Genomic DNA, 13,135 nt, shown 5'->3' with positions numbered 1-13,135 from the left:
TCAGAACTCGCCGTAGACCTCGAGCGTGTTCGCGGCGACCTGAGCGGACAGCTCCTCGACGTCGACCCCGAGCTCGGCGGCCATGAAGCGCAGCGTCACCGGGATCAGGTACGGCGCGTTGGGCCGCCCCCGGTGCGGAGCCGGCGTGAGGAACGGGGCGTCGGTCTCGACGAGAATGCGCTCGCGGGGCGTGACCGCGAGGGCGTCGCGCAGGTTCTGCGCGTTCTTGAAGGTCACGTTGCCGGCGAAGCTCAGCCAGTAACCGCGGTCGGCGGCGATCCGCGCCATGTCGGCGTCGCCCGAGAAGCAGTGGAAGACCGTGCGCTCGGGCGCACCGACCCGCTCGAGCGTCTGGAGGACCGCGTCATGCGCGTCGCGGTCGTGGATCTGCATCGCGACGCCGTGCTTCTTCGCGAGCTCGATGTGCGCCTCGAAGCTCTCGAACTGGGCGGGCAGCCCGTCCTCATCGGTGCGGAAGAAGTCGAGCCCCGTCTCGCCGATCGCCCGCACGCGCGGCTGCGCGGCCAGCTCGTCGATGACGGCGATGGCCTCGCCGAGCCGGCCCGCCGCAGCGTAAAGCGGCGCCTCATTCGGGTGGATGGCGACGGCGGCGAGGACGCGCGGATGCGATGCCGCCGCCCACGCCGACCAGCGCGACGAGTCGATATCGCCGCCGGCCTGGACGACGCCGATCACACCGACGGATGCCGCGAGCTCGAGCTGCTCCTCCAGGGTGCGCGGCTCGTCACCGTCCTCGATCTCGAGGTGGGTGTGGTTGTCGTAGACCGGCACCGCAAGCGGTTCCGGCGCCTCCGGCCAGCGCACATCCCGCGCCGCCTGGGAGCGCTGGCGCACGTACTGCGACACGTCATCCGTCGACTCGCCACGAAGTGACGATGCCGGGCCGGCTGGATCGGTGTTCTCTGGCGAGTCGGCCATGCTCAGGCGGGCTGCTCGACCCGGGGGAACAGCGGCGCGAGGCCGTTGACCGTCGTACCGGCGGGGAGCACACCCCAGGTGCCGGCGTCGCGCAGCGGCTGGTCCTCGAGCCGGGCGTCGATGCCGAGCGCCACCCACAGCTTGCGCGTCGACTCGGGCATCACCGGAGACAGGAGCACCGCGAGGGCGCGCAGCCCCTCGGCGGCGGTGTACAGGACGGTGCCCAGACGCGCCCGCTGGGCGTCGTCCTTCGCGAGAGCCCACGGCTCGTTCTCGGTGATGTAGCCGTTGAGCGCGTCGACGATCGTCCAGATCGCAGCGATCGCCTCGTCGGGCCGGAACCGTTCCATCGCAGTGTCCGCGGCGACGGCGGCGTCGGCGACGATGCGCTGGATCGCGAGATCGCTCTCGGTGTACTCGGCGGGCGCCGGCACGATCGCCTCGAAATAGCGCTCGATCATCGCGATCGTCCGCGACGCGAGGTTGCCGAACCCGTTGGCGAGCTCGGCCTGGTACCGGGCCGACAGGTCTTCCCATGAGAACGAGCCGTCCTGGCCGAACGCGATGGCCGAGAGGAAGTAGAACCGGTAGGCGTCCGAGCCGAACACGTCGGTGATCTCGGTCGGCGCGATGCCGGTGAGCTTGGACTTCGACATCTTTTCGCCGCCGACGAGCAGCCAGCCGTGCGCGAAGACGCCGCGCGGCACGTCGAGCCCGGCGGCCATCAGCATCGCGGGCCAGATCACGGCGTGGAACCGCAGGATGTCCTTGCCCACGACGTGATACGCGGGCCAGCGCCGCGCGAACTCGTCGGGGTCGGTGCCGTAGCCGATCGCAGTGGCGTAGTTCAGCAGAGCGTCGACCCACACGTAGATGACGTGCGAGGGGTCCCAGGGCACCGTGATGCCCCAGTCGAACGCAGACCGCGAGATCGACAGGTCCTTGAGGCCCGACTTCACGAACGACACGACCTCGTTGCGCGCCGATTCGGGGCGGACGAAATCGGGGACGGTCTTGTACAGCTCGAGCAGGCGGTCCTGGAACTCGCTGAGCTTGAAGAAGTAGTTCTTCTCCTGCAGCAGCTCGAGGGGCTTGGAGTGGATGGCGCAGACCTTGAGGCCTTCGAAGGCACCGGTGCCGTTGACGATCTCGGCCTCGGGCTTGAACTCCTCGCAGCCGACGCAGTACAGCGCCGCGTACTCGCCCGCGTAGATGTATCCGCGGTCGAACAGCGTTTGCACGAATACCTTCACGCGCTCCTCGTGACGCTCCTGCGTCGTGCGGATGAAGTCGTCGTTCGCGACGTCGAGGGTGCGCAGCAGCGGGAACCAGGACTCCTCGACGAGCTTGTCGACCCACTCCTGAGCGGTGACGTTGTTCGCCGCCGCGGCGCGGAGCATCTTCTGACCGTGCTCGTCGGTGCCCGTCAGCATCCACGTGTCGTCGCCCGCCTGGCGGTGCCAGCGCGCGAGCGCATCCACCGCCACCGTCGTGTAGCCGTGCCCGATGTGGGGCAGGTCGCTCGGGTAGTAGATCGGTGTGGTGATGTAGAAGCTGCGGCCGTTGCTCACCCCGAGATTCTAGTTCGAGTGCGCGGACCGCCGCGGCCGTGTGTCGACACAGCGACGCGTCACGCGGTCTCGCGCACGATGAGGGATGTCGGCAGCACGAGCGGCTCCGGGTCACCCCCCGCGATCACCTGCAGCACCATGTCGACCATCGCCGAGCTGATCTCGTTCCACGGCTGACGCATCGTCGTCAGGGGCGGATCGTGCGTCGCCGCGAGGCCCGAATCATCGAAGCCGGCGACGGCGATGTCGTCCGGAACGCGCCGTCCGCTGCGGCGGATGGCGGCGATCGCGCCCACCGCCATGACATCGGATGCCGCGAAGACGGCGTCGATGTCGGGGGCGCGCTCCAGCAGACGGGTCATGGCCGCCGCGCCGGCGTCGCTCGAATAGACGTCCTGCTCGACGAGCTCGGGATCGAACAGATCGCCCATCTCCTCACGGAACCCCTGCAGGCGGTACCGACCGCCCGGGGTGTCGTCGGGCCCGGTGATCACAGCGATGCGGCGGTGACCACGCGAGAGGAGGTGACGCGTCATGATGCGTGCCGACTCCTGCTCGTCGACCGAGACAGTGGGCACGTGCGCGCGATCGCCGAGCGGGACACCGGTGCACACGGTGGGCACGCCCGCTGAGATCAGCGAGGCGAGCAGCGGGTTCGACTCGTGCGACGAGATGAGCAGCACGCCGTCGACGTGCCCCGCGCGCACGTACCGCTCGACGTTCGCCCGCTCGGCCGCGGTGTCGGCGATCATCAGCACGAGGGTCATCGAACGCTGGGCCAGTGCCTCGGTCGCTCCGCGCAGCAGCAGGGCGAAGGTCGGGTCGGCGAAGAGCAGGTGCTGGGGCTCGGTCAGCAGGAAGGCCAGCGAGTTCGACCGCCCCGTCGCGAGACTCCGGGCCGCGTGGTTCGCGGTGTAGCCGGTCTCGCGGATCGCGCGGTCGACGGCGTCCCGCGCCTCGGGCGACACCCAGTGCCCGCCGTTGATGACCCGCGACACGGTGCCGTGCGAGACGCCGGCCGCTGCCGCGACGTCGCGGATGGTCGGTTTGCGCGACGCGCCGGTGGAGCCGTTCACGTCGCGAGCCTACTCCGGACGGGACGTTCACCCGTCTCGCGCCCTGGAGGACGCGCCGAGGCTGGCAATCCTTCTGGGACCGGTCACAGTTCGATAACGGGGCGGGTCGCGGATCGGTCGCGCGCTTACAGTGGTCACACACCCCTGTGACCGGTCACAGTACGACCGGCGCATCTGAGAGACACGAGGACGCGTTTCATGCCTGCGAGCGTTTGGCCGGCCATCGACGGGATCGCCTACGGCGGCGACTACAACCCGGAGCAGTGGCCCCGCGAGGTCTGGCGCGAGGACGTCCGCCTCATGCGCGAAGCCGGAGTGAACCTCGTCAGCGTCGGCATCTTCTCGTGGGCGCTCATCGAGACCAGCGAGGGCGTCTTCGACTTCGACTGGCTCGACGAGATCATCGGCCTTCTCCACGAGAACGGCATCGCCGTCGACCTCGGCACCCCGACGGCATCCCCGCCGGCCTGGTTCTTCGCCGAGCACCCCGATGCCCGCGCCGTCAACCGCGACGGCGTGGTGATGGGCTTCGGGTCGCGCGGCATGGCGTCGCACTCGGCCCCCGCCTACCGCGAGGCGGCCGTGCGCATCGCCTCGACGCTGGCCGAGCGCTACGCCGACCACCCGGCCGTCGTCATGTGGCACGTCCACAATGAGTACGGCGTCCCCGTCGGTGAGGACTACTCCGAGCACGCCCAGCGCTCCTGGCGCGGCTGGCTGCAGGAGAAGTACGGCTCGCTCGACGCCCTCAACGCGGCGTGGGGCACCGCCTTCTGGGGGCAGCATTACGGCGTCTGGGAGCACGTCGGCGTCCCCGCTGCCGCTCCCTCGGTCGTCAACCCCGCGCAGCGGCTCGACTTCGCGCGGTTCACCGACGCCCAGCTGCGCGCGTGCTTCATCGCGGAGCGCGACGCCATCCGGCGGTTCTCGTCCCTTCCGGTGACGACGAACTTCATGGCGAATCAGCACCACGGCTGCGATCTGTGGGCCTGGGCGCGTGAGGTCGACATCGTCTCGGACGACCACTACCTGTGGGCTGCAGACGTCGAGGGCGAGATCGGCCTGGCCATCGCCGCCGACCTCTCACGCTCGGTCGGGGGCGGCAAGCCCTGGATCCTGATGGAGCACTCGACCTCGGCGGTCAACTGGCAGCCGCGCAACGTCGCCAAGCGACCGGGCGAGATGGCGCGCAACTCGTTGTCGCACCTGGGCCGCGGTGCCGACGGCATCCTCTTCTTCCAGTGGCGCGCCGGGCGCTCCGGCGCCGAGAAATTCCACTCGGCGATGCTGCCGCACGCCGGCACCGAGTCACGCGTCTTCCGCGAGGTCGTCGATCTCGGCGCGAAGCTGAATCGCCTCACCGAGGTGCGCGGCTCGCGCGTCCACGCCGACGTCGCGATCCTGTGGGACTTCGAGTCGTTCTGGGCGCAGGACCTCGAGTGGCGTCCCTCGGAGGACGTCTCGCACGACGAGCGGATCCGGGCGTTCTACGAGCGCCTGTGGCGCGACAACATCACGGTCGACTTCGCCCTGCCGGGCCACGATCTCTCCGGCTACAAGCTCGTCATCGCCCCCGCGCAGTACCTCCTGCGTCAGGCTGACGCCGACAACCTCAACCGGTACGTCGAAGCCGGCGGCACGCTGGTCGTCTCGTTCTTCTCGGCCGTCGTCGACGAGAACGATGCCGTGCACCCGGGCGGCTTCGCCGCTCCCCTCGAGCCGTCGCTCGGAGTCCGCGTCGAGGAGCACCTGCCGCTGCGCGCGGGCGCGACCACGACGATCGAGTTCGGCGGCGCGTCCCATACCGCCGACGTCTGGCACGAGCACCTGGTGGTGTCGGACGCGGAGACCCGCGCGACCTACGTCGACGGACCGGGCGCCGGGATGCCCGCGGTGACGCGCAAGCGGCACGGAGCGGGCACCGGCTGGTACGTCAGTACGCGACCGGATGCCGCCGGCCTCGCCGCCATCATGGCGGAGGTCTACGCCGACGCGGGCATCGCCCCGGTCGACGCGCCGGCCGGCCTCGAGATCGTCCGCCGCGCGGGCGACGCCGATGACTACGTCATCGCGATCAACCATGCGGCGACGGACGCTGAGCTCGCCCTGGAAGGTGTCGACCTGTTCTCAGGGCGCGCCGTCCGGGGCACGCTGGAGGTGAGTGCGGGCGACGTCGCCGTCATCCGCGCACCGCGCACAGCACCCGGGGGTGGTCACTGACCCACCCCGACGCCGGGAGACAGCCGACGTCTCACGGCATGCACTGAGAAAGCGCCGCCGCCACCCGGCAGCGGCATCCACATCGGTCGTGACGGAGCGACCTCGCACGAGGCCCTTCCGATCGACCACTTCGGAAGGAAGATCCATGCGCAAGATCGGGACCGGAATCGTCGCCATCGCGGCGACCACCGTCCTGCTCGCCGGTTGCTCCGGCGGCAGCACCCCCAGCGACAGCGGCAACGCCGAAGGCGGCTCGGGCGGCGGCTCGCTCGTCGTCTGGACCGACGCCAACCGCGCGCCGGCCATCGAGGCGGCGGCGAAGGCCTTCGAAGACGAGACCGGCACCAAGATCGAGCTGGTCCAGAAGAACTTCGAGGACATCCGCAACGACTTCATCAACCAGGTGCCGACCGGCGAGGGTCCGGACATCACGGTGGGCGCCCACGACTTCCTCGGCTCCTTCGTCTCGGCCGGCGTCGTCGACACGATCGACCTCGGCGACAAAACCGACCAGATCGAGAAGGTCGCCGTCGACGCGTTCACCTACGACGGGCAGCTCTACGGCTTCCCCTACGCGCTCGAGACGATCGCGCTCGTGCAGAACACCGACCTCGTCGGCGAAGAGGCGCCGTCGTCCTTCGACGACATGATCGCCCGCGCCCAGACCGCGGGCGCCGAGCGTCCGTTCGTCATCAACACGGCGGGTCAGAAGGGCGACGCGTACACGATGTACGGGTTCCAGACGTCGTTCGGCGCCCCGGTGTTCGTGCAGGACGCCACCGGCTCCTACACGACCGAGGTCGGCATGGGCGGCGCGGGCGGCGAGGCTTTCGCCACCTGGCTCGGCGCGCACGGCGAGGCCGGCTCCGGCGAGATCTCGACCACGATCGACTACGACACCAACAACGAGCTCTTCGCCGCCGGTACCGCCGCGTACACGGTTCAGGGCCCGTGGGCGATCGAGGCCCTCACCGCCAACGGTGTGAACGTCAAGGTCAACCCGATCCCGTCGGCCGGCGGCGAGACCGCCGCGCCGTTCGTGGGCGTCCAGGGCTTCTACATCAGCTCGGAGAGCGCGAACAAGCTGCTGGCCCAGGAGTTCCTGACCACCTACCTCGCAACGGATGACGCGCAGCGCGCCCTCTACGAGGCCGACCCGCGCCTGCCCGCGTGGAAGACCCTCGCCGCCGAGGTCTCGTCCGACCCCGTCGTCGCCGGCTTCCTCGCCTCCGCCGCGAACGGCGTGCCGCAGCCCTCGATCCCCGAGATGGGTTCGGTCTGGGACCTGTGGAACGCCGCACAGGTGCAGATCATCAAGGGCGGCGACCCCGTCAGCACCTGGAACACCATGGTGACCGACGTCCAGGCCGCGATCGGCTGACCCCCTCCGGGGGCGGAGCACACCGCTCCGCCCCCGGACCTCTCTCGTGAAGGAGATGCACATGTCGGTCCCCCAGGGAACCGTGAGCGAGAGCGCACCGCCGCCTCGCTCCCCCGACCGCTCGCAGCAGTCAGAACCGCATGGCCGACGCTGGTCGGGCATCGGCTGGGGCTTCGTCGTGAAGCTCGTGCTGATGGCGATCGTCAATGCCTTCGGCCTGATGGGGGTGTTCGCCGCCGTCCAAGCCGAGTCGTGGCTCATCGCGACCGCGGCGGCCGTCCTGCTCGTCGCCGCCGACATCGTGTACTTCACCAAGCGCGCACTGCCGCTGAAGTACCTGCTCCCGGGACTCGCCTTCCTGCTGGTGTTCCAGGTCTTCATCTTCGGCTACACGGCGTACATCGCCTTCACGAACTACGGCGCCGGCCACGTCGGTTCGCAGGACCAGGCGGTGGCCGCTGCTTTGGCCCAGGGCGAGCGACGCATCGACACCTCGCCCTCGTACCCGCTCTCGGTCGTCGAACAGGGCGGCGAGTACGGCTTCGCGATCGTCGACGACGGCGAGATCAAGGCCGGGGCCACCGACCGGCCGCTCGAGGTCGTCGGTGACGCGTCGGGCTCGGGCGCCCCCACCGACGTTCCCGGCTGGAATGTCGTTCCCCGCGGCACCTTCCTCGGCGACCCCGCGCTGCAGGAGCAGATCGTCGAGCTGCGCGTACCGGTCTCGGACGACCCCAACGACGGCTCGATCCGCACGCGCGACGGCTCGACCGGCGCCGTGTACCTCTCGACGCTGACGTGGGATGCCGACGCGCAGACCATCACCGATACGGCATCCGGTGCCGTCTACACGGCAACAGACGACGGCCGATTCGTCTCCGCGGACGGAGCGGCCCTGCCCACCGGCTGGGTCGTGAACGTCGGGTTCGACAACTTCCTGCGCCTCGTCACAGACCCGGGCCTGCTCGAGCCGCTCGCGCTCGTCACGCTCTGGACGTTCGTCTGGGCGGCGCTGTCGGTGCTCATTCCGTTCGCGATGGGGCTCGTGGTGGCGCTCATCTTCAACGACCCGCGGGTGAAGGGCCGCAAGATCCTTCGGACGCTGTTCATCCTCCCGTACGCCTTCCCGGCGTTCATGTCGGCCCTGCTGTTCCGCGGCATGTTCAACGCCGAGTTCGGTGTCATCAATGAGTTCTTCTTCGGCGGCGCGAACATCGACTGGCTCGGCGACCCGTGGCTGGCTCGCATCGCGGTGCTCTTCGTCAACGTGTGGCTGACCTATCCGTACTACTTCCTCGTGTGCACGGGCGCGCTGCAGGCACTGCCGTCCGACACGCTCGAGGCCGCGTCGATCGACGGCGCGGGCCGGTTCCGGCAGTTCCGTGCGATCGTCCTCCCCCTCGTGCTCGTCGCGACCGCCCCGCTGCTGATCTCGTCGTTCGCCTTCAGCTTCAACAACTTCACCGTCATCTACATGTTCAACAGCGGCGGGCCGGCGATCCCCGGCGCGCCCTATGCGCTCGGATCCACCGACATCCTGATCTCCGCGATCTGGGACATCTCGGGAGTCTCGGGCGGCGCTGCCGACTACGGCCTGGCCAGCGCCCTGTCGATCCTCGTGTTCATCGTGGTCGGCGCGATCTCCGCCCTGGCGTTCCGCCAGACCCGCAAGCTGGAGGAGTACCAGTGATGTCCGCAACCACCACCGTCGCCACCCCGCCCAGCCGCGTCGGCGCTCGCCGCCGCCGGTGGCTGCTCGAAGTCGGCTGGAAGTACCTCGTCGCGCTCGTCATCCTCTTCTACGCGATGTTCCCGCTGCTCTACGTCATCTCGGCCGCGCTCAACCCGCGCGGCAGCCTCGCCGCGAGCAACCAGCTGTTCGGCGTCTTCGACCTCGCGAACTTCGCCTCCCTCAGCGGCACGTCGTACTGGACCTGGTACGGCAACACGCTGATCGTGAGCGGGGCGTCGGCGGTCGGCGCCGTCCTGATGGGGGCCGCGGCAGCGTACGCCTTCTCCCGGTTCCGCTTCCGCGGTCGCCGTCCGGGCCTCACGGCCCTGCTCATCATCCAGATGTTCCCGCAGGCGCTCGCCTTCGTGGCGATCTTCCTGATGCTCCTCGCCCTCGGCGAGGTGTTCCCCGCCCTCGGCCTGAACTCGAAGATCGCGCTCATCTGCGTCTACCTCGGCGGCGCCCTGGGTGTGAACACCTTCCTCATGTACGGGTTCTTCAACACGATCCCGATGGAGCTCGACGAGTCGGCCAAGATCGACGGCGCAACGCACGCCCAGGTGTTCTGGCGGATCATCATGCCGCTCGTCACCCCGATCCTCGCGGTCGTGGCCCTACTGGCGTTCATCGCATCGTTCGGCGACTACATCATCTCGAAGATCGTGCTGGTGTCGCAGGACAACTGGACCCTCGCCGTGGGCATGTACCAGTGGGTGTCGAACCAGCTCGCGAGCAACTGGGGCCTCTTCGCGGCCGGCGCGGTGCTCGCCGCGATCCCCGTGCTCGCACTGTTCCTCGGCCTGCAGCGCTACATCATCGGCGGGCTGACCGCCGGCTCCGTCAAGGGCTGACGCCCGAGAACGCACCCTCTCGCCCAAACAACACCCTCCCCGGTACGCACTCGCCGGGACCGTACGCTCTCGCGCGCCCGCGCGCGCCGACCTCGAAGGAGAGGCACATGCCACGAATCATCCCGCGGCTGACCGCGGCCGTCACTGCGGCGGTCCTGTCGCTGGGGGCGCTCGCGCTGCCGGCGTCGGCAGCCGACGACCCGGCGCCAGTCCCGAGCACGATCACCGTGCCGCGGGTCGAGAACCTGCCGGCCGACTTCATCGGCGGCGTCGACGTGTCGTCGGTGCTGTCGCTCGAGGAGTCGGACGTGGTGTTCCGTGACGCCGACGGCAACCCGGGCGACCTGTTCAGGATCCTTCGGGATGCTGGGGTCAGCGACATCCGGATCCGCGTCTGGAACGACCCCTTCGACGCCGACGGCAACGGGTACGGCGGTGGCGACGTCGACGTCACCCGGGCGATCGAGATCGGCCGTCGCGCGACGGCGGCGGGCCTGGGCGTCCTGGTCGACTTCCATTACTCGGACTTCTGGGCAGACCCCGCCAAGCAGCAGGCTCCGAAGGCCTGGGCGGGCATGACCGTCGACGAGAAGGTCGCGGCGACCGGGGCGTTCACGCGCGACGCGCTCATACGATTCCGCGACGCCGGGGTCGACGTGCGAATGGTGCAGGTCGGAAACGAGACCAATGGCGGCATCGCCGGGGTGACCGGGTGGGATGACATGGCGCGGATCTTCAGCGCCGGGTCGGCCGCGATCCGCGACGTCATGCCCGACGCCCGCGTCGTGCTGCACTTCACCAACCCCGAGCGCCCCGGGTTCTACGCGGGCGTCGCCCGGGAGCTCAAGGCGCGGGATGTCGACTACGACGTGTTCGCGTCGTCGTACTACCCGTTCTGGCACGGCACGCCCGATAACCTCACGGCGGTGCTGTCGCAGATCGCCGAGACGTACGACAAGAAGGTGCTCGTGGCCGAGACGTCGTGGGCGTACACGCTCGACGACGGCGACGGACACCCGAACGTCGTGAAGACCCCGGAAGACGCGACGCGCTACCCCGTGAGCGTGCAGGGCCAGGCCGCCGCCGTACGCGACGTCGTGCAAGCCGTGGCGAACGTGGGCGAGGCCGGGCTCGGCGTCTTCTACTGGGAGCCCGCGTGGCTGCCGGTCGGTCCGCCCGAGCAGCTCGAGTCCAACCGCGTGCTCTGGGAGCGCGACGGATCCGGCTGGGCGTCGAGCTACGCCGGCGGCTACGAGCCCCATGACGCGGGACAGTGGTTCGGCGGTTCCGCGTGGGACAACCAGGCCCTGTTCGACCACGACGGCTACCCCCTCGCGTCGCTGAACGTGTTCTCGTACGTGCGCACCGGCGCGATCGCTCCGCGGACCGTCAGCGATGTCGAGCGTGTCGCGCTCACCGTCACGGACGGCGACCCGATCGCGCTGCCCGACACCGTCACCGTGTCTTACACCGATGGGACGACCGAGGAGCAGAGCGTCGACTGGACCCCGGGACCGGATGCCGTCGACGGCGTGGGCGTGCACACCTTCTCGGGCACCACCTCGGCAGGCCATGCCACGTCGGCGACGGTCACCGTCATCGCGCGGAACCTGCTCCGCAACGGCGGCTTCGAAGACGCGGACGTCTCGATGTGGCGCTCGGAAGGAGGCGGCCTGACCGTGCGGGCGGAGGACGATCCTCGTACCGGCACGTACTCGGCGCACTTCTGGGCCGACGCCGCGTACGGCTTCTCCCTCGCGCAGGAGGTCGTCGTGCCGGAGGCGGGCTGGTACACCGCCTCCGCGGCCGCCCAAGGTGGGGCCGCCGGGGCCGACGGACGCCTGCAGCTCAGCCTGTCCAACGAAGCGGCTGCTGCCCGCGCGCTGCCTGCGGAGACCGGCTTCGCCCTCGACGGCTGGCGCGTGTGGTCGACCCCGGTCACCGACGCCGTGTTCGCGTCAGCGGGCGATACGCTCACCGTCCGGATCGCAGGCGACCTGCCCGCCGGCGCCTGGGGGACGATCGACGACGTCGCGCTCGTCCGCGCAGCACCCGCGGCGGACTTCGCGGCGCTGACCGCGGCGACGGTCGAGGCCGCCTCGCTGGACCGGTCGATGTACACCGCGGCATCCCTCGCCGCGGTCGACGCGGCACTGGCGTCTGCGCGCTCGGTCCTGGCGGCCCCGGCGACGCCGCAGGCGGAGGTCGACGCCTCGACGACGACGCTCCGGGCTGCGCTCGATGCGCTCGTCGGGCTGGTGCCCGCCCCCGAGGCATCCGCACCTGCGCTGCCCGGCACGGCGTCCGCGCTCACCGCCGGACCCGATGCCCTGGCAGCATCCGGCGGCGCACTCCCCCTCGCCGCGCTCACGGCCGCCGCGCTTCTCGTGTTCGTCGGTCTGCCCCTCGCCGTCCGGCGGGGCGCCCGCATGCGGCGCAGCTGACGCCGAAGACGCACCGTCGTCGCGAGAACGTGCCCGATACGGTGCGTTCTCGCGGGGTCGGTGCGTTCTCGCGCGAACGGGCCCGCGTCAGGACCCGGCGCGGGCGGCGAGGGCGGCCTGATACAGGTCGCGGGACGACAGGCCGGTCGCGGCCGCGACCTCGACGGCGGCCTCCTTGAGCCGGATGCCGTCGGCGACGAGCCGCTGGACCTGCGCGAGCGCGTCGGCGGGGTCGATCTCGCGCGCCCCGGCGCCCTCCACCACGATGACGATCTCGCCGCGGACGCCGTCGGCAGCCCACGCGGCGAGCTCATCGAGCGTGCCGCGCGCCACCTCCTCGTGCAGCTTCGTCAGCTCGCGGCAGACGGCCGCTCGGCGGTCGCCTCCGAACGCCTCGGCCATCGCCCGCAGCACCTCGGCGATGCGCGACGGCGCCTCGAAGAAGACGAGCGTGCGCTGCTCGCCGGCCAGCTGGTCGAAGAGCCGGCGCCGGTCCCCCGGCTTGCGGGGCGGGAAGCCCTCGAAGGCGAACCGGTCCGTCGGAAGCCCGGAGACGGCGAGCGCGGCGAGCACGGCGCTCGGACCGGGCAGAACGGTCACGGTGACCCCCGCTGCCGCCGCCGCGGCGACGAGCCCGAACCCGGGGTCGCTGACCGTGGGCATCCCGGCATCGCTGAGGACGAGGACGTCCTCGGTACGGGCGCGCTCGACGAGCTCGACGGCTCGCTGCTTCTCGTTGTGGTCGTGAAGGGCGATCAGACGGGGACGGTTGGTCACCCCGAGGGCCTGGAGCAGGCGCTGGGTGGTGCGTGTGTCCTCGGCGGCGATGGTCGTCGCCTGTTCGAGCGCGGTCACGAGCCGCGTCGTGGCGTCGCCGAGGTTGCCGATGGGCGTCGCGGCGAGGATGATCACCGCCCCAGC

9 protein-coding genes are annotated in these 13,135 nt (G+C 70.3%); 5 read left to right on the top strand and 4 right to left on the bottom strand.

Annotation, left to right across the window (positions count from 1 at the left end; all coding sequences use genetic code 11):
- From ACLBWJ_RS00190 to ACLBWJ_RS00180, 3 genes are read right to left on the bottom strand one after another with little or no spacing between them, the layout of a single operon-like run.
- Nucleotides 1-939, bottom strand: a complete 939-nt coding sequence (locus tag ACLBWJ_RS00190) for a TatD family hydrolase (RefSeq protein WP_274179547.1) — start codon at nucleotides 937-939, stop codon at nucleotides 1-3.
- 2 nt (nucleotides 940-941) lie between these two features.
- Nucleotides 942-2,510, bottom strand: a complete 1,569-nt coding sequence (gene metG / locus ACLBWJ_RS00185; RefSeq protein WP_404567693.1) for a methionine--tRNA ligase — start codon at nucleotides 2,508-2,510, stop codon at nucleotides 942-944.
- A gap of 59 nt (nucleotides 2,511-2,569) precedes the next feature.
- Complete coding sequence (locus ACLBWJ_RS00180) at nucleotides 2,570-3,586, bottom strand: LacI family DNA-binding transcriptional regulator (RefSeq protein WP_274179549.1); 1,017 nt, start codon at nucleotides 3,584-3,586, stop codon at nucleotides 2,570-2,572.
- A 198-nt stretch (nucleotides 3,587-3,784) separates the two neighbouring features.
- Here ACLBWJ_RS00180 and ACLBWJ_RS00175 point away from each other — a divergent pair, with 198 nt between their 5' ends.
- The 5 genes from ACLBWJ_RS00175 (at nucleotide 3,785) to ACLBWJ_RS00155 (ending at nucleotide 12,214) form a co-directional block, all read left to right on the top strand.
- Nucleotides 3,785-5,806: a beta-galactosidase gene (locus tag ACLBWJ_RS00175; RefSeq protein ID WP_274179550.1), complete on the top strand. Its 2,022-nt coding sequence runs from the start codon at nucleotides 3,785-3,787 to the stop codon at nucleotides 5,804-5,806.
- Nucleotides 5,807-5,951: 145 nt separating this feature from the next.
- Nucleotides 5,952-7,187: a sugar ABC transporter substrate-binding protein gene (locus tag ACLBWJ_RS00170; protein ID WP_274179551.1), complete on the top strand. Its 1,236-nt coding sequence runs from the start codon at nucleotides 5,952-5,954 to the stop codon at nucleotides 7,185-7,187.
- A 61-nt stretch (nucleotides 7,188-7,248) separates the two neighbouring features.
- Nucleotides 7,249-8,877, top strand: a complete 1,629-nt coding sequence (locus ACLBWJ_RS00165) for an ABC transporter permease subunit (protein WP_114589280.1) — start codon at nucleotides 7,249-7,251, stop codon at nucleotides 8,875-8,877.
- Nucleotides 8,877-9,770, top strand: a complete 894-nt coding sequence (locus ACLBWJ_RS00160; RefSeq protein ID WP_269266054.1) for a sugar ABC transporter permease — start codon at nucleotides 8,877-8,879, stop codon at nucleotides 9,768-9,770. The genes ACLBWJ_RS00165 and ACLBWJ_RS00160 overlap by 1 nt, the downstream gene beginning before the upstream one ends.
- 107 nt (nucleotides 9,771-9,877) lie before the next feature.
- The gene (locus ACLBWJ_RS00155; protein ID WP_282501051.1) at nucleotides 9,878-12,214 is read left to right on the top strand and encodes a glycosyl hydrolase 53 family protein; all 2,337 of its coding nucleotides are present in this window, start codon (nucleotides 9,878-9,880) and stop codon (nucleotides 12,212-12,214) included.
- 87 nt (nucleotides 12,215-12,301) lie between these two features.
- On the opposite strand, the gene rsmI is transcribed toward ACLBWJ_RS00155, so the two are convergent.
- Nucleotides 12,302-13,126: a 16S rRNA (cytidine(1402)-2'-O)-methyltransferase gene (gene rsmI, locus ACLBWJ_RS00150; RefSeq protein ID WP_274179553.1), complete on the bottom strand. Its 825-nt coding sequence runs from the start codon at nucleotides 13,124-13,126 to the stop codon at nucleotides 12,302-12,304.
- Nucleotides 13,127-13,135 lie beyond the last annotated feature (9 nt).

The sequence above is a fragment of the Microbacterium sp. M4A5_1d genome, from assembly GCF_053345465.1.
This window is presented reverse-complemented; position numbering and strand designations above follow the sequence as displayed.